Below are 22,300 nucleotides of genomic sequence, written 5' to 3' on the forward strand. Positions count from 1 at the left end.
TTTTTTATTATATCAAAATAATAAAATAAAATCAATCTTGAATTAAATGGCAGGCCGTAAAATGCCCTTCTTCCGTTTCGATTAATTCCGGTGAAATTGATTTACACTTTTCAAAGGCCTTTGGGCAGCGTTTGTAAAAACGGCAGCCTTGAGGAGGATTGATTGCACTGCTTATTTCTCCATGGATATGAATACGCCGTGCCGACATAGGAGAATCTATATCGGTACTTGGAATTGCAGAAATTAAGGCTTGAGAATAAGGATGAAGCGGGTTTTTATATAGGTCGGCACTTTTTGCAAATTCTACAAGTTTCCCCGAATACATAACGCCGACCTTATCGGAAATATATTTTACTATAGATAAATCATGGGCAATAAATAGATAGGTCATTTTAAATTCTTTTTGAAGCCTTATCAATAAATTTATTATCTGAGCTTGAATTGAAACATCGAGGGAAGAAATAGGCTCATCACAAACTATAAAGTCGGGTTCCACTGCCAGGGCTCTTGCAATTCCTATTCTTTGTCTTTGGCCTCCCGAAAATTCATGAGGGAATCTATTGGCATGTTCGGGAACAAGGCCTACGGTTTCAAGAAGAGAATATACGCTATTCTCCATTTCTTTTTTTGTTTTATATAAATTGTGAGCTTCCATTCCTTCCGAAATAATTTGAGAAATTGTCATACGGGGATTAAAAGAAGCAAAAGGATCTTGCAAAATTATTTGAGCCCTCTTTTTAAAAGTATGCAGTTCTTTTTTTGAAGCCGAGCCGATTTCGGTTCCGTCAAAAATTATTTTTCCGGCAGTAGGGCGGTAAAGGCCGAGGACGGTTCTCCCTAAAGTGGTTTTGCCGCAGCCCGATTCGCCTACTATACCTACCGTTTCTCCTCGGTTTACCGTGAAGCTTACATCATCTACTGCATGTAAAATTTCTTTACGTCCCAGAGTAAAATATTTTTTTAAATTACAAACTTCTAAAAGAGTATCAGCCATTGTTTTTTCCTTTTGCAAATTCATGTTGAAGCCAGCAGGAAGTAAAGTGTTCATCTCTTACCCGCATTTCGGGAGGTTTATGCCTAAGGCAAACTTTCATACATTTTTCGCATCTGTCGGCAAAAGCACAGCCGTCTGAAACAGAAAGCATATCGGGGTGATTCCCTTCGGGTGAATAAAGTTTATTTTCTTTTAATTGGTCTATTGAAGGGACGGCTGCAAGCAGGGCTTTTGTATATGGGTGTTGTGCGTTTTTAAAAATATCTTCTGCTCTTCCGCGTTCGATAATTTTTCCGGCATACATAACCTGAATGCGGTCTGCAATTTCGGCTGCAATTCCAAGGTCATGCGTGATAAGCATTACGGCCGTCTTTGTTTCTTTTTGAATTTTTTGTATAAGTTCCAATATCTCGGCTTGAATTGTAACATCCAGTGCCGTTGTAGGTTCGTCGGCAATTAAAATTTTAGGATTGCTTGCTAGGGCTATCGAGATTAAAACCCTCTGCCTCATACCGCCCGAAAATTCGTGAGGATATTGCTTGAGTCTTTTTTCGGGGTCAGGAATTTGAGCCAGCTCTAAAATTTTTATAGTTCGCTCTAAGGCTTCTTTTTTGCTCAACCTTTGATGAATTAAAATGCTTTCCATAACCTGCTTGCCTATGGGCATCGTAGGGTTTAAATATGTCAGAGGGTCTTGAAAAATCATGGATATTTCATTTCCTCTTATGTGCTGCATTTCTTCTTCGGAATATTCCAAGATATTTTTATCTTCAAAAATAATTTGGGACTTTTCGTGTATGCGTGTTTTTTTTCCGGGGAGGAGTTTTAAAATTGAATGAGCCGTAACGCTTTTTCCGCAGCCGGACTCTCCGACAAGTACAAGAGTTTCATCCTCGTATAGATTAAATGAAATTCCGTTTACGGCATGGATTGTTCCTGCATAAGTTTTGAAAGTAACAGCCAAATCTTTAACTTGTAAAATAGGTTTCATTTGTACTTCCTTAAATGCGGATCCATTGCATCCCGTAAAGCATCGCCGATAATCTGTAATGACAAAATTGTCAGGCTTATAAATAGAGCGGGAAAAAATAATTGGTAAGGATAAAAAAGCATTGTCTTTTGGGCTTCGGATGCCAACACCCCCCAGCTGGTATATGGCGGCTGAATTCCTAATCCGATATAAGACAAAAAGGCTTCTCCAAAAATAAATGAAGGAATATCAAAGGTTAAAGCGATTATCATAATACTCACAGTGTTGGGAAGTAAATGCTTTATTATAATTTTAAATGAACCCGTGCCCAAGGCCTGTGCCGCCAAAATAAAATCCTGATTTTTTATTTGTAAGACCTGACCGCGGACAAGCCGTGCAGTAAAGCACCAGCCTGTAATTGTCATTGCGATGATAATCGAAAAAATTCCTTTACCGAAAATAAGAGAAATTAAAATAGCGGTAATTAAATAAGGAATACTTGAAAGTATTTCGACTATGCGCATCATTATAGTATCGGTTCTTCCGCCTGAGTATGCTGAAATACCTCCATAAATTAAACCTATGCTCATATCGATTGCAGCTCCTATAATTGCAATTATAAGAGAAACCCTGCCGCCCTTACAGACCCTTGTAAATATATCCCGCCCTAATTCATCTGTTCCAAAAAAATGAGAAAACGAGGGGCTTAAATTTTTTTCTTTTAAGTTTCCGTCATCGGCTGACCGTCCGCTTAAAATCGGGCCGAATGAACATATCAAAATAATTAATCCCAAGACTGCACAAGAAAAAAGAGCTCTTTTGCTTTTTTTAAATCTCCGTCTTACATCTTCCCAAAAGCCTATACTGACCCTTGTTGTTTGAAGTGCCTTTTTTGTTCTTATAACGGGTTCAAAATCAGATGGACTTAAATTTAATTCTTTAATCGGCTCATCATAGCTTGCAATTTTTTTTTCATCCATTTTTAAAGAACCTCATTTTTTGCTTGCACCTTAATTCTCGGGTCGAGCAAATTATAAGCTATGTCTACTATAATGAGAGATGCTACATATAAAAAAGAAATAAAAATAGTTTGACCCATTACCATCGTATAATCTCTTTCGGAAATTGAACGCACGAAATAGGAACCCAGTCCGGGAACCGAAAAAATATTTTCGATTATAAAAGTGCCTGTGAAGGTAAAGGCTATTTGAGGGCCGAGCATAGTTATGATCGGCAAAAAAGCGTTTCTTAGAATATGGCTTTTTATAATTCTTACCTTTGAAGCTCCCTTTGCTCTTGCGGTTAAAATATAATCTTGGTTTATAATATCCAAATAATTGGATCGCATATAGCGGGAGTATTTTGCAATCGGGCCTATGGCCAAGGCTAAAGAAGGCAAGACTGTATATTTAAAACTTCCCCAACCTGTAATCGGAAAAAGATTATGTTTGATGCCGAAAAAGTATTGCAGCATCTGACCCATAACAAAACTTGGAATAGATATTCCTATAACTGCGATTAGGATAACGGCATAATCGATTTTTTTTCCGCGTTTAGCGGCTGATAATATACCTAAACTTAAACCAACTGAAACGCCGAAAAATAATGCTTGGAGTCCAAGTCTTGCCGAAATAGGGGCGTGGTTTTTTATTACATCGGTAACAAGTCTTCCTCGGTAATAAAGCGAGGTTCCTAAATCTCCCTTAACCAAAAGATTTTTCCAAAAAACTATGTATTGAGTAAAAAGGGATTTGTCGTATCCGTATTGAGAATAAAGCTCGTTCCGTCTTTCTTCAGGTAAATTTTCAGCTATGGTTTCAATGGGGTTGCCCGGAATAATATGCACTAAAAAAAAGGTAATACTTGCAACTATGAACATTGTAAGAATACCGTATAAAATTCTCTTAAAAATAAACTTAAGCATATTGTAAACCGAGCCCTTTTGTTAAACCTAAGGTTTAGAATACCATAAATTTTATATAATAGGAAGAGGTTAAGTGTCCCGTTATATTTTGAATTTGCCGACCTCTTCTGCAAGGGCTTCAATATTCATTTTATTTTTTTGTGAAATACCCTTTACTTCGGAACAGGAAGTTTGTATTTGGTCTGTGCCTGCCGACATTTCTTGGATGCTGTCATTTATAATCTGTGTTAATCCTTCAAGCCGATTCATTTCTTTTACGGCATCTTCACCGGCCTTTAGCATTTCGGCAGAGCCTGATTGAACTTCCAGTGTGATATTATTTATATCATGAATTGCAGATAGAACTTTATGACTTCCGCTCTCTTGTGCTCTCATTGCAGCCATAACGCTGCCGCTCATCGATTTTACATTTTCAGCAAGACTAAAAATTGCATTAAATTTTTCTTCTACGGTTTTTGAAGAAGATGCTAATATGGAGATTTCCTCTGAGAATTTCTTAAGAGCAGAAGAAATTGATTTTCCTTGAAGACTTGATTCTTCGGCTAATTTTCTAATTTCATCCGCAACTACTGCAAAGCCTCTTCCTGCTTCTCCTGCATGGGCAGCTTCAATTGCAGCATTCATGGCCAATAGGTTTGTTTGATTTGCAATGTGCTGAATGACATTTGAAGCTTCAATCAAGCTGCCTGACTCTTCTGCAATTTTTTGTGTAACAGAATTTGAAAGGTGAAGAGCATCCTTACCGTAGACTGTTGCATCTGCCAACTCTTTAATTGCCGAATCGCTTTGATCCAATATTTTTGTAACTGAAGAAATATTAGCAACCATTTCTTCAATTGAGGAAGAAGATTGTGAAACATTTGCGGCTTGACTTTCAATACGGCCGTCTAACTGTTTTATTGTTTGAAGAATTTGTTCGACATTTGCCGTAGCTTCACTCACACTTGCCGATTGAGATTCAGCTTGGTCTTTTACCTTTAAAATATTTTTACTTATTTGGCCTATTGAACTTGCGGTTTCAAAAACGTTTACTGCAAGAGTTTCTCCTGTCTTTTGCATATCCAAAGTACTGTTCGCAACATTCCTTATCGTAAAGCCTATCTTTTCTATTGTTTGATTAAATGAATGAGATAGATCTGAAATTTCATCCTTACCCTTTTCCTCTAAACGGGCTGTCAAGTCTCCATCTCCTTGAGCAATATTTCTGAGAGCTTTAACTACGTTTGAAATTCTCTTTGTGATTCCGTTTATTATAAATGTTAGAATGATTATTGATGCAATAAAGCCTGTCAATAAAATTACGGAAACAAGTTTAATTAAGTTTGTACTTTCTTCATAGATTTCTTTTTCGGGTATTGAAGTGCCTACAAACCATACTTCATTTGTACGGCCTATTTTGACAGGTGTAAATACTTCAAGATGTTTATTTCCGTTTATTTGAGTTTCAATTAAAAATGGAGTAAGAGACCTCTTTGCGTCAAAAAAATAATCTGCTATTTCTTTATTTTCAAATTCGGGAAGAGTTTTTGATATTAAGTTTTTATCTTTATGTGCAAGAACTGTGCCTTTAGCTGAAATAAGAATTGCATAACCGGATTTAAAGAAAACTTCTTTTGAAAGTTTTTCCTGCATATAATCAAGGGAGTAGTCAATCCCTACTACACCTAAGGCTTTTCCTGTTCTGTCGCGTATTGGGATTGCAGTGCCTGCGACATAAATCATGTTTCCTTGGAGCTCATAATTATTGGGTTCAATCAAAATACCTTGAGGAGAAGATTTAGGTTTTTCATACCAAAAGCTGCCTGCATAGCCGGTTAATGGTGTCATTGAGATTTTTCCGTTTATCTTTGTCCAATATGGAATAAATCTTCCTGTATCATCATGTCCTTCAGTATTTTTAAATTTATAGTCAAGCTCATCTAGGGCATTAGGTTCCCAAACTGTCCATACATCTATAAATTGTTCGGATTCCTTTAAAATTTTTTTTTGTAAGCTATTGAAATAAAATCTTCTGATTTCAGGCGGAATATCAGAGAAAGATTCAAATGTTTTTGCTAAAGTTTTATTTGTATCATAAACATTTTTTATAACCGTTTCGACATAGGAGCTAAGATTTTTGCTGGAATCATATAGCTTTGCGACAGCGTTTTGTTTTGAAGTCTCACTCAGTTTTCTTACAAGAACTATACTTGTAAGAATAATAAAGACAGATAGAACCGAGATTAATGCTGTTATAATTTTTGTTCTTATAGTTAATACCTTAGAACCTTCTTCTCCCTTAGTTTTGCGGACTTCTTTCCTTTTAGCTTCATCCATAAATTTATTCTCCAAAAGTATGATTAAAACGAATTAAATAATTGAAATGTGCTTTGAGGACTTTAAAGAGTTAGTATTTTATTCTATTAGAATGATCTTTTATGCTTAAAGAATAAAATACTATTCAAACAATATCAGCACACTTATATTGAAAGTAATTTGGAGTTTACAAAAAAAATAAATGTTAGTCAATAGTTTTTTTTAATTTTTTTGAAAAAAAATGCCTTCTATTTTTCGTTGAGCTCTATTTTTACGCCTATGGATTTAAGCCTTTCGACTAGGTGCTCATAGCCTCTTTCTATCTGGTAGACGTTTCGGATAATGCTTTCTCCGCGGGCGCAACAGGCCGCAATTACCATGGCCATGCCGGCTCTTACATCGGGAGAAACCAATTCGCTTCCGTGGAGGGAGCTTGGACCCGAAATGACTGCTCGGTGAGGATCGCACAAGGTAATGCGGGCGCCCATTCCTATTAGCTTATCTACAAAGAACATTCTGGATTCAAACATTTTTTCGTGAATTAAAACCGTGCCTTCTACCTGCGTTGCTATTACAGTCATAATGCTTGTCAAATCAGGCGGAAAACCCGGCCATGGGGCATCGTCAATCTTGGGTATCATTCCGCCGAGGTCACAGTTTACCTGCATCTTTTGCTTATCGGGAACGGTAAGGGTGGTTCCTTCTAAAGACCAGCCTATACCCAACTTGCCGAAGGCTACACGCAGCGGTCTCATATCTCTCGGTTCTACATCGGTAATTTTAAGCTGACCGCGGGTAACGGCAGCAAGACCGATAAAAGAGCCTATTTCCATATAATCAGGGCCGATACGGTGTTCCGTACCGTTCAATTTTTTGACACCTTCGATAGTCAGTATATTGGAGCCTACTCCACTGATTTTTGCTCCCATCTTATTTAACATCTTACAAAGCTCTTGAACATGGGGCTCGCTTGCTGCGTTTGATATGATGGTAGTTCCTTCTGCGAGGCTGGCTGCCATGATAGCATTTTCCGTTGCCGTAACGGAGGCTTCATCCAAAAATATGTCTTCTCCCATCAGCTTATGTGCAATAAAAGAAAAATTTTGATCGGTTTCGACTCTGGCTCCCAATTCCGTCAAGGCTAAAAAATGGGTATCGAGGCGGCGTCTTCCGATAACGTCTCCTCCCGGAGGGGGCAAAACAGCCTTGCCTGTTCTTGCCAAAAGCGGGCCTGCAAATAAAATGGAAGCCCTTATCTTTGTCGCAAGATCCTCAGGTATCTTGCTTGTTTTTACCTTTTCTATTTGGAGCTTAAATACGTTTTTTTCTATTTTTTCGTAGTGCCCTCCCAGAGCTTCAAAAACTTGAAGCATTACAAAAACGTCCTCAATTTCGGGAATGTTTTTGAGGATAATGGGCTCTTCCGAAAGGATGGCGGCAGCAATGCAGGGCAGGGCTGCATTTTTATTTCCGCTTGCTTTTATTGTTCCCTTTACGGGAAATCCGCCTTGTATAATATATTCGTGCATACTTAATCTCCTATAAAAACTTTTTGCAGCAAATATCAATTTGCGAAAAAAGTTTTTTCAAGCGGTTTGTTTACAAACCGCATACAATGATGCGATGTTTGCCTGAAAGGCAAACTCGAAGATAAACAGTGAGGCTGAATTCCTTCCGAACTGTTTATCATATCTCCTATAAAAACTTTAATTAACGGTTATAACCGAAGCGACCCGTCCATCGGCCGTATATACATAATTTTTATTTGTATTATCCGGCAGCCGGCTTCCGCCTGAAAAGTAAGCATATAGCCAAGTTCCGGACGGTAAATTCAAATTTAACTCATATCGTCCCGGAGAAACCTCTATAAGATCATACATAAAGGGATCCCAATTATTAAATGAACCGGCAAGCCTTATAATTTTTTTAGGTTCTCCTAAATATGTAAATTTTACCAATCTTTTATTGCTTACCTCGGTTTTATACTCTTTTTTGTAAGGGACCTCAATACGTGAAACACTCATGCTGTGTATGTTATCAAAGGCTGTGTTACTATTTACCGGATCCGATGACCAAAGTCCGTCTATTACAAGCCTGTATTTTATTTCCGTTAACTCATCGGGAATCGGAAAAATATAGAACAAGATAGGCTCCTTGTCTTCATATAGTTCATTTTGGGGGAGCTTTTTAAAGGAATGAATATGCTTGTAATCTTCATGAGAAAAGGCTATACCTACATGCCTCTTAGCTGTGGAGGTAAAAATTATGTGACCATCCTTAATTTTAGGAGCTTCAATACGTACAATAGACTCTACTAGTTTTTGATAAACTTCCGGCTCAATACTCTTTTCAGAAAAAGCTATTGGTAAAAAAAGACTAATAAAAATTAATAAGAATACTGATTTTTTCATACTCATCCTTATTTTAGTGTCGGAAAAATAAAAAAAATCTTAAGCAGGAGTTTAACTTTGAGGTGGCAGTACCTTAGCCCATTTTTTTATAAGAGTTTGAGGTTCATCAGCTTCCAATAATTCTTTAAAAAAAAAGTCGGCTTGAGGTACTTGGCTTTTTAGGACATCCAATTCGGATTGTGCAAAACGGGAAAGCACATAGCCTGAAATATCGGGGGAAGCATCTCCTCCTTGAGATGAAAAATCGGGCCGGCCTATGCCTATCCTTAGACGGAAAAAATCTGCCGTATTTAAAACCGATTTTATGGAGCGTAATCCGTTATGTCCGCTGAGACCTCCCGACCACTTAAAGCTGAGAATACCGGGTTTTAATTCCAGCTCATCATGCACTATTAAAATATTTTCGGGCTTTAATCTAAAAAAAGATGCGGCAGCTATTACGCTTTCTCCCGATAGGTTCATATAGGTTTCGGGTTTTAATAGATGTACAGTCCTGCCGGCCGTCATAGAAGAAGGCAGCTTTGCATATTGCCCCTTAAATTTACCCTGCCATACGGCATTTGAGCCTATCTCTATTGAATCGCATAAAACCCAGGCTGCATTATGCCTTGTATTTTCGTATTTTTTTCCGTAGTTGCCTAAAAAAACGATTAAGTCTATCATCTCATCTCCAATTACATTCTAAATTCTTCGCCAAGATATATTTTTCGGGCAATTTCAGAATTTAGAATTTCATCCCGTGAGCCTTGTTCTACAATTTCTCCGCTGCCGATTATATAGGCCCTGTCGGTTATCTCCAAGGTGTCCCTGACATTGTGGTCGGTTATTAAAATCCCGATGCCTTGGTCGGCTAAAATACGGACTATACTTTTAATGTCATGCACTGCAATCGGATCAATTCCGGCGAAGGGTTCATCCAAAAGCAAAAACTTAGGTTCAATGGCTAGGGCTCTGGCTATTTCGGTTCGCCTTCTTTCTCCTCCGGAGAGGGTATAGGCTTGTTGGTTTCTGTTTGCTGTAATTCCGAATTCCTCGAGAAGAAATTCGAGCCTTTCCTTTTTTTGCTCTTTGGAGAGGTCTTTGCGTGTTTCTAAAATTGCATAGATATTTTGTTCTACAGTGAGCTTTCTAAAAACGGAAGCTTCTTGCGGTAAATATGAAATTCCTGCGTGGGCTCTTTTATACATTGGCAGGTTTGTTATTCTATTGCCGTCCAAATATATGTTTCCGGAATTCGGTTTATAAAAACCTACAATCATATAGAATGTGGTGGTTTTTCCCGCTCCGTTAGGGCCCAGCAGGCCTACAATTTCGCCCTGATACATTGAAAAACCGACATCCTTTACGGCATGTTTTTTTCTAAAAAATTTGTTTAATCCTTCAACCTTTAAAATACTTTTTTCGTCAAACATTGGGCTTTTCCTCTTGATTTTGGTCCGGTTTGTCTCCGTTTTCCTGAAGACTGGTATTGTTGTTTTTCTCATCTTGAGAGTTTTTATTATCTTCAGGTTCTTTATTGTCTTCTTTTTCGTCTTTTCCTTGCTCGACGGAACCTCTGACTCGGCCGTCAAGGGTTATATCTTCCGTATCCAAATTAACGGAAATCTTTCCGGCCCTAAATTCGTCCTTTCCTTTTTTTACGACGGGACTTCCTGTTAATTCTACCTTTGATTCTTTTCTATTGTATAAAGCAAACATTGAATTACAGTTTATATCTTTATTTATTATTTTTACATTAAAACGCATGATAATTATTTCTTGCTTTTTTTTATATTCAATATTTTCGGCATTAATACTGACATCATTTTTTGTGTCTTTAAGCTCCAGTTTTCCGAACATTGTAACCATATCCGTTTTTCTGTCAAAATTGATTATATCGGCCTTAAAGCTGTATCCCTTTTCGTCGTCCTCGCCCTTGACCGAACCGCTTGCATTTACGTATCTATAATCTTTTCCAAAAATTTCGATACGGTCTGCCGATATGGTTAAGCTGTCTACCTTAACTTTGGCATTTCCTATTAAATTAGTCGATTTTTTATTTTCAGATACTGAGGCTGTTACCTTATCGGCTTTAAAACTTATTGTTGATGTTTGAGCACTAATATTCATTAAAAAAAGGAATATGAGAAGATATACGGCAAAAAGTTTAAGGCTCTTGTGATTCCGAATTTCGGTTTGAATTTTCTTCATTTTCATTCTCCTTATTTTTAGTCTGAATTTTACCTTCTATCGAATTTAAAAATTCGAATTCTTTAGAAAGAGTGTTTGCTATAAACCCTTCACCGCTTATGTAAAGCTCATCTCCCCTTTTTACTGTTACCGAATCGCCTTCTACTCCATATAGGAGATTTTCATTTTTGTCCCAAAAAAATGCATCTCCGGAAATCATAAGACCTTCTTTTAAATCTTCAAAAAGAACCTTTTGACCCAAAAAGTATTGATTATTTTTTTCGTCTATTTTGATAATCCCGGCTCGTCCTTTGAGTTCCGCCTCCGGTTTGCCGGTTTCAAGCGATTTTTTATCTATTTTAAAGAAACGCAGATCTTTCCCGGCCCATATTTTATCCGAATCATAAATCTCTAATTCCATAAAATTTATACGTAAATTCAAGGAATTTTCTTCATATTGATCTAAATTTGCATTTTTAAATACAAAATTCGGTTTTTTTTCAAAATTTTGTGCCTCTTTACTATAGTTTAAAGTACAAGAAAATGATATAATAGCGAGAATGGAGGCTATAATAAAATGTTGAGCTTCCTTAAAATTCATGGTTTATTATACTATCTTTTTTAATCTTAGTCAAAAGCCTTTGATTGCCGATTGACATAATATCGTATAAGGCATACACTATGTGAAAGATTTAAAAAATAAATTTAAGGATTACAGGAGCCTAGAGTATGGCAGATTTTTTAACTGATCAAGAATTCCATATGTTCAGCGATTTAATATATACCGCTAGCGGTATTACTTTTTCCGATACTAATAGGTCTATTTTGGAAAGCAGATTAAAAGAAAAACTTAGGGATAAGAAACTTGAAAAGGTGTCTGATTATTATGCAATGCTTATGAAGGATTCGGAAGAGCAAAAGAGCCTTTTAGATTCCGTTACAACAAACCTTACAAGATTTTTTAGAAACCAGCCTCATTTTGATGCATTGGAAAATTACGTTATTCCTGAGCTTGTAAAGGTGAAAAGGGCAGCAGGTAAAAATAAACTTAAAATATGGAGCGCCGGATGTTCAACAGGTGAGGAACCTTACACCATAGCAATGGTTATGAAAAAACACCTTCCTGCAGGGTTTACTGCCGAAATTACAGCTTCCGACTTATCCTTAAAATGTCTTCTTGTCGGTAAGACCGGCTTTTATCAGGAATCCAGAGTTACAGGAATTCCTGAAGATTATTTGAAGCTTTATTTTGACAAGCTAAATGACGGCTATCAGGTGAAAAAAGATATAATGCAAATGGTGAATTTTGACTATCATAACTTAAAACATGACTCAAAGCATACAGATTTTGATCTTGTGTTTTGCCGAAATGTTTTGATATATTTTGATGAACCTGCTCAAAAAGATGTTATTGATAGGTTTTGGCGCGCTATGTCGCCTAAATCTTTTTTATTTATAGGTCATTCCGAATCTCTTTTCGGTATGGAAACTCAATTTAAGTTTTTAAAAACGGATTGGGCTTGTTTTTATCAAAAGGGTTTTTGATTTTAAAGGTTTTATATAATTCTTCTAAAGGAGTTGTTTATGGAAGATATTCGTGTTTTAATAGTGGATGATTCTGCATTGATGAGGAACCTTATAGGGAAGATTGTTGATGCTACTCCGGGTCTAAAAATAGCCGATAAGGCTATGAACGGCCGTTTTGCTCTTCAAAAACTTGACCGTGTGGCCCCGGATGTTATCGTTTTAGACTTGGAAATGCCTGAAATGAACGGTATTGAATTTTTAAGAGAACTTAAAAAGCAAAACATAAAGATCCCTGTAGTAATCTTGTCCAGTATTGCAAAAGAAGGTGCTAAGGTTACTATGGATTGTTTGGAACTTGGGGCTTGCGATTTTATCACAAAACCTTCCGGTTCGGAATCTGCCAATCTTAATACCGTTTCAGAAACTCTTTCCAAAATGCTGCTTGCCTACGGCCGCCGTCATCAAATTGAGACAGGTACAAGAAGTACAGATACGGCGAAGCCTTTCTCTGAGCCGTTTAAGAGTTCTATCCCTAAGCCTATGACAGCTGCTGAGCCTCAAAAAGAAGAAAAACCTAAGGCTCAACGGGAGCATGGAAATATTCAGATTATTGCTATAGGTATTTCGACCGGCGGGCCGAATGCTTTACGTCAAGTTTTTGCATCTATCGATAAAGATCTTCCGCAGCCGATAGTTGTGGTTCAGCACATGCCCCCCGGATTTACAAAGGAATTTGCGTCCAGCTTGGATAAAATCTGTCCTCTTGAAGTAAAAGAAGCTGAAGACGGTGATCTTATAAAGCCCGGCCGTATTTTGATTGCGCCCGGCGGAAAACATCTGGTTGTAGAAAAACGCTCTCTTGCCGCCGTTGCAAAGATTATAGATACGGAACCTCAAAGCGGTCACAAACCAAGCGTTGATGTTTTATTTGGATCTGTTGCAAAGGAATACCAAAACCATGCCCTTGGAATAATCATGACCGGTATGGGAAAGGATGGTGCTGAGAATATCACAAAGCTTTACACCGAAGGTTCCCGCACCATAGGACAAGATGAAGCTTCTTCAGTTGTATACGGTATGCCTCGGGTTGCATGGGAAATGGGCGGAGTTATGGAACAGGTAGGCCTTGATAATATGGCTGCTGCCATAAACCGTTACGGAAAGGAATTTGCTTAAAAATTTAAACTTATCTTAAATAAAAACCGTCCGAAAGGGCGGTTTTTTTGTGCGTAAAATCTTTAACAAAAGCTATCTTACAGTCTTATAAACCGGAGTAAAAGCTCGCCTTCTTTAGAATAAAATTTTATTTCATTTTTACTTATTTCAATCCTGTAGGTATTTATTAAATTCCTTTCAAAAGAAGAGTCAAAAGATTTACCTATCGTATTTGAAGGGTCTATAAGTTTTTTTCCGGTTATTTGAAATTTAAAAGGACTGTCTTTTTTATTTTTTTTCTGCTTCCATGTTCCTTCATAGTTTGTTATACCCGTTGTGGCTTGAAACTTTCCGTTATAAAAAAAATTAATACGGGAGCTTGTCAAATTTGCATCAAGCTGTACATAAAGGCCGTTTTCAGAATAGCAGCCTGCCAAGCGCCAAACCCTTTCTGTAAGGTATTCATCGAAAGGAACCGAAATACGGTCTTGTTCTTTTAATGTTTTTTTGCTATTAGCTGCATTAAATGTTTCGCATGACAAGGTAAAGATAAGAAAAGCCGTGATAAGGAATAAAAAATATAGATTTTTTTTCATAATCATCATTCTACGTAAAAAATTTGAAAAAAACAAGATACCTGATTGCTTTTTTTTTTCATTTGATGTAACATCATGGGACGTTGTTTGTGAGAATCTTATTTACAGCCTTGGGGAATTAGCTCAGTTGGTAGAGCGATTGGTTCGCAATCAATAGGTCGTGGGTTCGATTCCCATATTCTCCAATATCTTTTCCGCTAAAAAATATAGTATTTTATTCCGGGAGCATTTTAAATGAATAACTCTTTTAAAAACTTTTTGGCTAAAAAGAATATCGAAATATCGGCTAAACGTTATTTTATCGATGCTATGAGTGCGATGGCTATGGGCCTTTTTTCTTCTCTTTTGGTAGGGACTATTTTAAACAGCATAGGACTTAAACTTAATATTCCTTTTTTGACCGAAACCGTATGGCCGATTTGCCGAGATATGACGGGGGCCGCAATCGGTATAGCCATAGCCCATTCTTTAAAAGCCCACACCTTTGTGCTTTTTTCGGCAACGATAGTAGGCTTTGCAGGCAACAAGCTTGGAGGACCCGTAGGCGCCTTTATCGCGACGATAATCAGTACCGAGCTGGGAAAAGCCGTTTCCCGCGAAACAAAGATTGATCTTATCGTTACTCCTATGGTAACTATTATTTCGGGAACTATTATTGCCGCCTTGGTAGGGCCGGGAATGTCCTCTTTTATGACATGGCTAGGAAAAATCATTATGGACGCTACTGCCCTCCAGCCCTTTTGGATGGGAGTTACGGTTTCAGTGTTGGTCGGTGTTATTCTGACCCTGCCCATAAGCAGTGCTGCCATTTGTATGATGCTTTCCCTTGCGGGGCTTGCAGGAGGAGCTGCAACCGTCGGCTGTGCCGCTCAAATGATAGGCTTCGCGGTTATGAGCTATCGGGATAACGGCCTTGGAGGAAGTTTTGCCGTAGGCATAGGAACAAGTATGCTACACATGCCCAATATAATTAAAAACCCTAGGATATGGATACCGCCGACCTTGACGGCCGCTGTTTTAGGCCCCTTGGCTACTATCATTTTTAAAATGGAAAACATACCCCTTGGTTCAGGAATGGGAACCTGCGGCCTTGTAGGTCAAATAGGAACTATCACGGCAATGGAATCTATAGGAAGGGGAGGCCACGACACATATTTTGCTATTCTTCTTTTACATTTTGTACTGCCGGCTGTTTTAGCATTATTTTTTACCTTTATTTTAAGAAAAATAAATTGGATTAAGGATGGAGATTTAAAGCTGGATCTTTAATACCCTTCATTACAACGCAGAGCGTACGTTGTGCAGCAACAGGATATTAAACCCTCCGCACGAATAAAAAAAGACGGTCTTAAAAAATAAGGCCGTCTTTTTTTTGTGTTTATCGGATTTCCGTTTACCGGAAATTCAATAACTTATCCCCAGTATATTTTTAACATCGGGGCTATAACCAATGAAACCATTGACATAAGCTTAATCAATATATTGATGGAGGGGCCGGAAGTATCTTTGAAGGGGTCGCCTACAGTGTCGCCTACAACAGCGGCCTTGTGAGAAGGTGATCCTTTTCCGCCTGCGATTCCGCCTTCAATCATCTTCTTTGCATTATCCCATGCACCTCCTGCATTGGACATAAAGACTGCCAATACAACGCCTGATACCGTTACACCTGTCAAAAGACCGATTAACATTGCTGGGCCTCCTGCAAAGCCTACAAGGATGGGTGTAATAATTGCGGCAATACCGGGGATAACCATTTCTTTTAAAGCAGCCTGAGTACTGATGTCTACGCATCTCTTATAATCGGGCTTTTCGGTATTTTCCAAGATGCCGGGGTGCTGCTTAAACTGGCGGCGTACCTCTTCGATCATCTTATGGGCTGCCTTTCCTACTGCCGACATTGTTAGTGCCGAGAACAAGAAGGGGAAAACTCCTCCCAAAAGAACACCTACAAGAACATTGATATTTGTAATATCTACGCTTGCTACACCGGCCTGCTCTTTAAACGAAGTAAAGAGGATGATGGCCGTTAAGGCTGCAGATCCGATAGCAAAGCCCTTACCGATAGCGGCCGTTGTATTTCCTACGGCATCAAGGCTGTCAGTAATATTGCGTACATCCTTGGGGAAGTTTGCCATCTCGGCAAGACCGCCTGCATTGTCGGCTATTGGGCCGTATGCGTCAACTGCAAGCTGGATTCCTAGGGTTACCAACATTCCTACAGCAGCTATACCTACGCCGTAAAGGCCTGCAAGCATAAAGCTTGAAAAGATTGAAGCTCCGATTAAAATCATAACGGGGAAGGCACTTCTCATACCTACGGCTAGACCTGAAATAATTGTGGTTGCAGCCCCTGTTTCACAAGCATCTACGATTCCCTTAACGGGCTTTTTTCCCGTACCTGTGTAGAATTCTGTAATGATACCGATTAAAACGCCTGCAGCAAGACCTATTACCGTAGAAGCAAAGACGTGTAAATAACCTTGAGTTCCGTTAAATGTTTCGGTTCCCATAACAAATTTTACGGTAAAGAAAACGAAAATTGTTGCAATGAGAGCGGCTCCGAAGGTTCCCGTATTGAGGGCCTTTTGAGGGTTTGAACCCGGTTTTGCCTTTACAAAGAATGTTCCGATTAAGGAAGCTGCAAGACCTACAACCGAAATCAGCAAGGGTAAAAGCATCATTCTCAATTTTAAAGAAGAATCCGGAGTGTTTACGATTAGACCTAAAATCATGGCTCCTACCAATGAGCCTACAAAGGACTCAAAGAGGTCGGCTCCCATGCCTGCAACGTCACCTACGTTATCGCCTACGTTGTCTGCGATAGTGGCCGGGTTTCGGGGGTCATCTTCGGGGATACCTGCTTCAACCTTTCCTACAAGGTCAGCTCCTACGTCGGCAGCCTTTGTGTAAATACCGCCGCCTACACGTGAAAAAAGAGCAATAGAGGATGCTCCCAGTGAAAAAGCTGTAGCTAAGGGTAAAATAATATCTTTAAGTACGTTTTCTGTAGTTCCTAATAGTGAAGTAGAAAGAATAAGAACTATAAAAAGACCTATAAAAGCAAGTCCTACAACGCTCATTCCCATAACACTTCCGCCTGAAAAGGCTACTTTTAAGGCTCCGTTTAGGCCCTGATCCTTCGCAGCCTGTGTTGTGCGTGAGTTGGCCTGTGTTGCAACACGCATACCTATGTATCCGGCTGACATTGAAGCAAGAGCACCGAGCAAGAATGAAAGGGACTGGAACCTAAGAGCTCCATTATTTCCTATAGCTAAAAAAACGGCAACTATGGCGATAAAAGGAAGAAGAGTTAAATATTCTCTTCTTAAAAAAGCCATTGCCCCATCGGCTATATGGCCCCCAATTTCTTTTAAAGACTGATCTGAAACCTTTTGTTTATAAATCCACAAGGTTCTTACAAGTGCATAAGCCAGGGCAACAATCCCGCCTCCGAGCACGGCATACAATGCGAGTGAAATACTCATTTTTTCCTCCTGTTGTGTTGTACAACTTGAAATAGATTATACGGTTTTTCCGTCATAATATCTTTAAACCTAGCATATTTTTGGGAGTTTTGCAAGTAGTGGAATTTATTTAATAAAATGGGCTTTTATGTTGTGCAAGGTTATTTTAAAATTATTTTATTTTTTACATTTTAGCTTGGACAAATTTAAAAAAGCATGTTAGACTATTTGTTATAGGGTTTATTACAAAATGAAATTTAGGAGGAATCTATGGACAGTTATTTGAACATTGCGAATTCTTGGATTTTATGGTTTGCCGCTTTTCCGTTATTGATTATGGTATTGTTTCAAGCTATAATTTTTAGCAAAAAAGCAAAGGACGCTGCTAAAATTGTCGGCTTAAGTGATGCCGATGTACGGAAGTCTTTCCGTATCGGTATGACATCTTCTATCGGTCCTGTTTTGGGTGTTTTTATTGTTATGCTGGGCTTAATGTCGGTAATAGGCGGTCCTCTTGCATGGATGCGCCTTTCGATTATAGGTGCAGCTTCAACGGAGCTTGCAGCGGCACAGATGGCGGCTCAAGCTCAAGGCATTGATTTATCAAGTCCGGATTACGGCTTAATAAATTTCGCAAATGCAACATGGGTTATGGCATTAAACGGAAGTGCATGGCTCTTTGTGACGGGTTTATTCTCCGATAAAATGAATATTTTGTCAAACAAAATATCACGCGGTGATCCTGCAAAACTGGCTATTTTAATGGTCACGGCAATGAGCGGAGCTTTCGGCTTTTTATTCAGTAACGAAATAACAAAAGCTCTTCGGTCGGTAAAAGGAAAAAATTATCCGGCTATTGCTGCTGGCGTATCAGCTGCTCTTCTCATGGTTCTGTTTGAAAAACTCGGCAATAAATATCCTAAATTAAAAGAATACAGTTTAGGTATTGTTATGATTCTTGCAATGGTAATTGCAATGGTATTTAAAGATTTAATTTTAAAATAAGGAGAAGCTAAATGAGTGACGAATTATATGAAAAAACTTTTACAAAACCGATTATAAGGTATGGAAGATTGACAAACCTATTATCCTTGGTTCTTTGCTTCCTGCCTTCTATTCTTGTTTGGACAGTTTATGGAGTAAAGCCGTCAACACAGGATATATTGACAGGCTGGGGCTTGGCTGCATCCGTATATGCAATCTATTCTGTTGTTGAACCTGTCAGCTATTTCCCCATACTAGGCTTGCCCGGAACTTATATGTCTTTTCTTTCAGGTAATATCGGAAACGTACGCTTGCCTACTTCGGCCGTTACGCAAGAAGCTATCGGTGTGGAACCCGGCACAAAGAAAGCTGAAATAGTTTCTACTCTAGGAATTGCAGGCTCGATAGTTACCAATCTGATAATTGTAACTATTGCAGCGGTAGGAGGAGCTGCCTTAATGAACATCTTCCCCAAAAAAGTGTTGGAAGCCTTTGCCTATGTTTCACCTACAATCTTCGGTGCTATGTTCGGAATGTTTGCCGTTAAAAACATAAAATACGGTATATTTGCTTTTATCTTGGCCATGTCTTTATTAAACATTATCAAAATACCGGTATATATAATGATTCCGGCCTGTGTATTCGGAACGGTAGCTTTCGGTTTTTTAACTTATAGAAAACCTAAGCCTAAAGAAGAAATTTAAGGGAGGAAAAAGTGGATATATTAAAAAAAGTAAAAGAAATAGAAAAAGACATAATTTCATGGCGCCGCTATTTACATCAAAATCCTGAGGTCGGCTTTGAGCTTCCTAATACAATAGATTTTGTATGTAAAAAATTGGATGAGTTTGGAATTAAGTATGACAGAAATGCGGCAAAGAGTGCCGTTATAGGTTATATTCACGGTGCAGAAAAAGGAGATGTTATCGCTCTGCGTGCGGACATGGATGCCCTTCCTGTTTGTGAAGCTACGGGGCTTGAGTTTGCTTCTAAGAATTCCTTTATGCATGCTTGCGGTCATGATGCTCATACATCGATATTGCTTGGGGCCGCAAAGGTATTAAACGATTTAAAAGACAGCTTCAAAGGAACCGTTAAGCTTATCTTCCAGCCTGCAGAAGAACTGGGAACAGGTTCCGTAGACATTTGTGAAAAAGGAATCCTTGATGATGTAAAAGAAATCCTGGGACTTCATGTAGGCTGTATAAGCGATGAAGTAAAGTCCGGGGAATTCCTTTTTTCAAAGGGCTCGATGATGGCCTGTATGGATAAATTTTCAATTAAGGTTAAAGGTGTAGGAGCTCACGGAGCTTATCCTTCTCTTTCAGTAGACCCCGTTGTAATCGGCTCTCACATAGTTGTCGCCATACAGGAAATTTTAGGCCGCGAGGTGCATCCTACAGAGCCGGCTGTAATAACGGTTGGGCAATTTCATTCAGGTTCGGCATTCAATATAATTCCGCCTGAAGCCTATCTTGAGGGAACCGTACGGGCTGTAACAAATGAGACGAGGGAATTGATAGCAAAACGGATTGAAGAAGTTGCCTCCAATATTGCAAAGTCTTTTAGGGGGGCAATTGAATATCAATTCTTTAGACAGCCGCCGCCTCTTATAAACGATTCGAAAGTTACAGATAAGGTTATGGAAGTTGCCAAAGAACTTTTCCCGAATGATGTTAAGCTTATGCAGCGTCCTGTTATGGGAGGAGAAGATTTTGCATGGTACTTAGAAAAAGTTCCGGGTTCATTTATATTCTTGGCAACGCCTTCACCTATTGAAGGAAAAGTTTGGCCTCACCACAATCCCAAATTTGCCTTAGATGAATCACAGTTTTACAGAGGCGCTGCGCTCTTTGCAGCTTATGTAATGAAGGAACTTGGTAAATAATTTTATACTGAGTTAAGGTTTATAAGTTTATTAAAAATCAAATTCTTAAAGCCGTCTTAAACTTTGATGTTTAGGGCGGCTTTTTATATTTGCATTAAATATCCTAATATGCTATACTGGTTTTTATAATTCGGGATAAAAAAATGAAACAGCTTATAAAAATTTTGATTGTAGAAGATGATAAAACAATAGCCTCGGTTTTAAAAAAGAATTTGGAGCAATGGGACTTTAATGTACGCTGTGCAAAAAATTTCAGTAATATCTTGGAGGAGTTTGAAGACTATGCCCCCTCTCTGGTCTTAATGGATATAGGGCTTCCGGCATTTAACGGTTATCATTGGTGTTCCGAAATCAGGAATAAGTCTCAAGTCCCCATTATCTTTTTATCCTCCCGTAACGATAAGATGGATATTGTAATGGCCATGCAAATGGGAGGCGATGATTATATCGAAAAGCCCTTTGATATGGATATAACCATTGCAAAGATACAGGCCGTTATCAGGCGGACATACCAATTTACCGCTTCGATGAATGAAGTCGGTTTTGCCGGAACTGTTTTAAATTTGAGCACGCTCACTCTTGTGTATAATAATAAGACAACCTTGTTGACTGCAAATGAAATTAAAATTTTAAAATGCCTTTATTTGGCTCAAGGCGAATTTGTTTCGAGAGAAAAAATTATGGATGTGCTGTGGCAAAATAATCAGTTTGTCAGCGATAATACTCTTTCGGTAAATATAACCCGCTTGCGCAAAAAGCTGGAAAACGCCGGTCTTTTTAATTTTATCGAAAACAAAAAAGGTTTGGGATATAAACTAAATGAAAATTATGGAAACAGGTAAGTTAAAATTAAGCGTAATTATAAAAAGTTTTTTTAAAGATAATTTTTTATTTATATTTGTTCCGTTTCTTTTAACCTTCTTACAAGTACTTATCTTATATTTGAGCAATGCCGAAAAGGGGCTCGTATCTTATATAAGCTCATTAAGCATTTCCATTTTGATTATCTTCCTTATATTAAAATTTATTTTTTACTATCGTAAAATAAAAAATTATTTTGACCTCGTGGAGCAATATGAAGTAAATTCGGGAAGCGCATTTTTTGATGATGAAGAGTTTGAAAATAGGCTTGACCTTTCTTTACCGCAAATTATTTCGTTAAAAAAGATAAAAAAAATAATCTTGGAAAGAGAAGCTTCTATTTATAAGAACCGTAAAATGCTTACCGATCAAAACGATTATTTTTCTCTTTGGATTCATCAAATAAAAACACCCATTACTTCTATAAATATTTTATTGCAAAATATGAATTCTTCAAAAGATGAAATATTTGAAATAAAAAGAGCTCTTTTAAGTATAGATAATTACACCCAAATGGCATTGCATTATTTAAAGCTCCAAAGACCGGATAAGGATTTGGATTTTCTTAAGTTTAATTTAAATGAGGTTTTGCAAAACATCTTCCGTAAATACAGAAGTATTTTTATTTATAAAAATATAGAACTTAATTATAAACCTTGTGATATAAACATTATAAGCGATCCGGTTCTTTTTGAATTGATGATTGAGCAGATAATTTCCAACAGCCTAAAATATTGCGGTATAGACGGCAAAAGAGGAATTTTAAGCATCTATATTGAAAATCAAAATCCTTCAGTCCTTGTAATTGAAGACAACGGAATCGGAATAAGCCCTTCAGACCTCCCCAAAATCTTCGATAAGGGATATTCCGGTTTAAACGGCCGCCTCAGCGAAAAAGCTACAGGCCTCGGCCTCTACCTTGCTCGAGAAATATCCGAAAGGCTCGGCTGCACTCTTACAATAAACTCTCTTCAAGGTGCATGGACTAGGGCAGAGGTTAAACTCGGTACAGAAACTTCAATCCTTACAAAAATGTAAGTCAAAAAAACAAAATGTAAGGCT

At 38.1% G+C, this 22,300-nt stretch carries 21 protein-coding genes and 1 tRNA gene; 9 read left to right on the forward strand and 13 right to left on the reverse strand.

The genetic code is table 11. The annotated features are described in order from the left end of the window. Positions 1–31: 31 nt before the first annotated feature. The 11 genes from HO345_RS00495 to HO345_RS00545 form a co-directional block, all read right to left on the reverse strand. Complete coding sequence (locus HO345_RS00495) at positions 32–994, reverse strand: ABC transporter ATP-binding protein (protein WP_253683354.1); 963 nt, start codon at positions 992–994, stop codon at positions 32–34. Further along, positions 987–1,985, reverse strand: a complete 999-nt coding sequence (locus tag HO345_RS00500) for an ABC transporter ATP-binding protein (protein ID WP_253683355.1) — start codon at positions 1,983–1,985, stop codon at positions 987–989. The genes HO345_RS00495 and HO345_RS00500 overlap by 8 nt, the downstream gene beginning before the upstream one ends. After that, complete coding sequence (locus HO345_RS00505) at positions 1,982–2,944, reverse strand: ABC transporter permease (protein WP_253683356.1); 963 nt, start codon at positions 2,942–2,944, stop codon at positions 1,982–1,984. The genes HO345_RS00500 and HO345_RS00505 overlap by 4 nt, the downstream gene beginning before the upstream one ends. Before the next feature lie 2 nt (positions 2,945–2,946). Further along, complete coding sequence (locus HO345_RS00510; RefSeq protein ID WP_253683357.1) at positions 2,947–3,888, reverse strand: ABC transporter permease; 942 nt, start codon at positions 3,886–3,888, stop codon at positions 2,947–2,949. A gap of 81 nt (positions 3,889–3,969) precedes the next feature. Next, a complete protein-coding gene (locus tag HO345_RS00515) occupies positions 3,970–6,204 on the reverse strand; it encodes a methyl-accepting chemotaxis protein (protein WP_253683358.1) in 2,235 nt (744 codons plus the stop codon). 227 nt (positions 6,205–6,431) lie between these two features. After that, the gene (gene murA, locus HO345_RS00520; RefSeq protein ID WP_253683359.1) at positions 6,432–7,712 is read right to left on the reverse strand and encodes a UDP-N-acetylglucosamine 1-carboxyvinyltransferase; all 1,281 of its coding nucleotides are present in this window, start codon (positions 7,710–7,712) and stop codon (positions 6,432–6,434) included. Between the two features lie 177 nt (positions 7,713–7,889). Next, the gene (locus HO345_RS00525; protein WP_253683360.1) at positions 7,890–8,594 is read right to left on the reverse strand and encodes an early set domain-containing protein; all 705 of its coding nucleotides are present in this window, start codon (positions 8,592–8,594) and stop codon (positions 7,890–7,892) included. Between the two features lie 51 nt (positions 8,595–8,645). Beyond that, positions 8,646–9,257: an aminoacyl-tRNA hydrolase gene (gene pth, locus HO345_RS00530; protein ID WP_253683361.1), complete on the reverse strand. Its 612-nt coding sequence runs from the start codon at positions 9,255–9,257 to the stop codon at positions 8,646–8,648. Positions 9,258–9,268: 11 nt separating this feature from the next. Further along, on the reverse strand, positions 9,269–10,006 hold the full coding sequence (gene lptB, locus HO345_RS00535; RefSeq protein ID WP_253683362.1) for an LPS export ABC transporter ATP-binding protein: 738 nt from the start codon (positions 10,004–10,006) through the stop codon (positions 9,269–9,271). Further along, the gene (locus tag HO345_RS00540) at positions 9,999–10,784 is read right to left on the reverse strand and encodes an LptA/OstA family protein (RefSeq protein WP_253683363.1); all 786 of its coding nucleotides are present in this window, start codon (positions 10,782–10,784) and stop codon (positions 9,999–10,001) included. Before HO345_RS00540 ends, lptB begins: the two co-directional genes overlap by 8 nt. Continuing rightward, on the reverse strand, positions 10,741–11,364 hold the full coding sequence (locus HO345_RS00545; protein WP_253683364.1) for a hypothetical protein: 624 nt from the start codon (positions 11,362–11,364) through the stop codon (positions 10,741–10,743). The genes HO345_RS00540 and HO345_RS00545 overlap by 44 nt, the downstream gene beginning before the upstream one ends. Positions 11,365–11,492: 128 nt before the next feature. Between HO345_RS00545 and HO345_RS00550 the strand changes: the two genes are divergently transcribed. Next, positions 11,493–12,308 (forward strand): CheR family methyltransferase, encoded by an 816-nt coding sequence (locus HO345_RS00550; RefSeq protein ID WP_010694693.1) that lies wholly within the window; start codon positions 11,493–11,495, stop codon positions 12,306–12,308. A 39-nt stretch (positions 12,309–12,347) separates the two neighbouring features. Then, entirely contained in the window at positions 12,348–13,466 is a 1,119-nt protein-coding gene (locus HO345_RS00555) for a protein-glutamate methylesterase/protein-glutamine glutaminase (protein WP_253683365.1), read from the forward strand. A 77-nt stretch (positions 13,467–13,543) separates the two neighbouring features. Here HO345_RS00555 and HO345_RS00560 read toward each other — a convergent pair whose 3' ends face one another. Further along, the gene (locus HO345_RS00560; RefSeq protein WP_253683366.1) at positions 13,544–14,041 is read right to left on the reverse strand and encodes a hypothetical protein; all 498 of its coding nucleotides are present in this window, start codon (positions 14,039–14,041) and stop codon (positions 13,544–13,546) included. A 112-nt stretch (positions 14,042–14,153) separates the two neighbouring features. On the opposite strand from HO345_RS00560, the gene HO345_RS00565 reads away from it, so the two are divergent. Both HO345_RS00565 and HO345_RS00570 read left to right on the forward strand, forming a co-directional pair. Then, a tRNA-Ala gene (locus HO345_RS00565) sits at positions 14,154–14,226 on the forward strand. Positions 14,227–14,275: 49 nt separating this feature from the next. Next, positions 14,276–15,310, forward strand: coding sequence for a PTS sugar transporter subunit IIC (locus tag HO345_RS00570; RefSeq protein ID WP_253683367.1), 1,035 nt, complete (start codon positions 14,276–14,278; stop codon positions 15,308–15,310). 143 nt (positions 15,311–15,453) lie between these two features. Here the strand turns inward: HO345_RS00570 and HO345_RS00575 are convergent, their stop codons facing one another. Next, complete coding sequence (locus HO345_RS00575) at positions 15,454–17,526, reverse strand: sodium-translocating pyrophosphatase (protein ID WP_253683368.1); 2,073 nt, start codon at positions 17,524–17,526, stop codon at positions 15,454–15,456. A 249-nt stretch (positions 17,527–17,775) separates the two neighbouring features. On the opposite strand from HO345_RS00575, the gene HO345_RS00580 reads away from it, so the two are divergent. The 5 genes from HO345_RS00580 to HO345_RS00600 all read left to right on the forward strand — a co-directional run bounded on the left by HO345_RS00580 (position 17,776) and on the right by HO345_RS00600 (position 22,276). Next, positions 17,776–18,510 carry a DUF5058 family protein gene (locus HO345_RS00580; RefSeq protein ID WP_253683369.1) on the forward strand — a complete coding sequence of 245 codons (735 nt, stop codon included), beginning with the start codon at positions 17,776–17,778 and terminating at the stop codon, positions 18,508–18,510. A gap of 11 nt (positions 18,511–18,521) precedes the next feature. After that, positions 18,522–19,193 (forward strand): hypothetical protein, encoded by a 672-nt coding sequence (locus tag HO345_RS00585; RefSeq protein ID WP_253683370.1) that lies wholly within the window; start codon positions 18,522–18,524, stop codon positions 19,191–19,193. Between the two features lie 11 nt (positions 19,194–19,204). Then, positions 19,205–20,377 carry a M20 metallopeptidase family protein gene (locus HO345_RS00590; protein WP_253683371.1) on the forward strand — a complete coding sequence of 391 codons (1,173 nt, stop codon included), beginning with the start codon at positions 19,205–19,207 and terminating at the stop codon, positions 20,375–20,377. A gap of 143 nt (positions 20,378–20,520) precedes the next feature. After that, a complete protein-coding gene (locus HO345_RS00595) occupies positions 20,521–21,219 on the forward strand; it encodes a response regulator transcription factor (RefSeq protein ID WP_253683372.1) in 699 nt (232 codons plus the stop codon). Next, positions 21,197–22,276, forward strand: a complete 1,080-nt coding sequence (locus tag HO345_RS00600) for a sensor histidine kinase (RefSeq protein WP_253683373.1) — start codon at positions 21,197–21,199, stop codon at positions 22,274–22,276. Before HO345_RS00595 ends, HO345_RS00600 begins: the two co-directional genes overlap by 23 nt. The last annotated feature ends 24 nt before the right edge of the window (positions 22,277–22,300 follow it).

Source organism: Treponema denticola (assembly GCF_024181645.1).
Taxonomy (GTDB): Bacteria; Spirochaetota; Spirochaetia; order Treponematales; family Treponemataceae; genus Treponema_B; species Treponema_B denticola_A.

Excerpts from the sequence above, each read along its gene's own strand:
- HO345_RS00495 (WP_253683354.1), bottom strand. The coding sequence starts at position 994 with ATGGCTGATACTCTTTTAGAAGTTTGTAATTTAAAAAAATATTTTACT.
- HO345_RS00500 (WP_253683355.1), bottom strand. The coding sequence starts at position 1,985 with ATGAAACCTATTTTACAAGTTAAAGATTTGGCTGTTACTTTCAAAACT.
- HO345_RS00505 (WP_253683356.1), bottom strand. The coding sequence starts at position 2,944 with ATGGATGAAAAAAAAATTGCAAGCTATGATGAGCCGATTAAAGAATTA.
- HO345_RS00510 (WP_253683357.1), bottom strand. The coding sequence starts at position 3,888 with ATGCTTAAGTTTATTTTTAAGAGAATTTTATACGGTATTCTTACAATG.
- HO345_RS00515 (WP_253683358.1), bottom strand. The coding sequence starts at position 6,204 with ATGGATGAAGCTAAAAGGAAAGAAGTCCGCAAAACTAAGGGAGAAGAA.
- murA (WP_253683359.1), bottom strand. The coding sequence starts at position 7,712 with ATGCACGAATATATTATACAAGGCGGATTTCCCGTAAAGGGAACAATA.
- HO345_RS00525 (WP_253683360.1), bottom strand. The coding sequence starts at position 8,594 with ATGAAAAAATCAGTATTCTTATTAATTTTTATTAGTCTTTTTTTACCA.
- pth (WP_253683361.1), bottom strand. The coding sequence starts at position 9,257 with ATGATAGACTTAATCGTTTTTTTAGGCAACTACGGAAAAAAATACGAA.
- lptB (WP_253683362.1), bottom strand. The coding sequence starts at position 10,006 with ATGTTTGACGAAAAAAGTATTTTAAAGGTTGAAGGATTAAACAAATTT.
- HO345_RS00540 (WP_253683363.1), bottom strand. The coding sequence starts at position 10,784 with ATGAAGAAAATTCAAACCGAAATTCGGAATCACAAGAGCCTTAAACTT.
- HO345_RS00545 (WP_253683364.1), bottom strand. The coding sequence starts at position 11,364 with ATGAATTTTAAGGAAGCTCAACATTTTATTATAGCCTCCATTCTCGCT.
- HO345_RS00550 (WP_010694693.1), top strand. The coding sequence starts at position 11,493 with ATGGCAGATTTTTTAACTGATCAAGAATTCCATATGTTCAGCGATTTA.
- HO345_RS00555 (WP_253683365.1), top strand. The coding sequence starts at position 12,348 with ATGGAAGATATTCGTGTTTTAATAGTGGATGATTCTGCATTGATGAGG.
- HO345_RS00560 (WP_253683366.1), bottom strand. The coding sequence starts at position 14,041 with ATGAAAAAAAATCTATATTTTTTATTCCTTATCACGGCTTTTCTTATC.
- HO345_RS00570 (WP_253683367.1), top strand. The coding sequence starts at position 14,276 with ATGAATAACTCTTTTAAAAACTTTTTGGCTAAAAAGAATATCGAAATA.
- HO345_RS00575 (WP_253683368.1), bottom strand. The coding sequence starts at position 17,526 with ATGAGTATTTCACTCGCATTGTATGCCGTGCTCGGAGGCGGGATTGTT.
- HO345_RS00580 (WP_253683369.1), top strand. The coding sequence starts at position 17,776 with ATGGACAGTTATTTGAACATTGCGAATTCTTGGATTTTATGGTTTGCC.
- HO345_RS00585 (WP_253683370.1), top strand. The coding sequence starts at position 18,522 with ATGAGTGACGAATTATATGAAAAAACTTTTACAAAACCGATTATAAGG.
- HO345_RS00595 (WP_253683372.1), top strand. The coding sequence starts at position 20,521 with ATGAAACAGCTTATAAAAATTTTGATTGTAGAAGATGATAAAACAATA.
- HO345_RS00600 (WP_253683373.1), top strand. The coding sequence starts at position 21,197 with ATGAAAATTATGGAAACAGGTAAGTTAAAATTAAGCGTAATTATAAAA.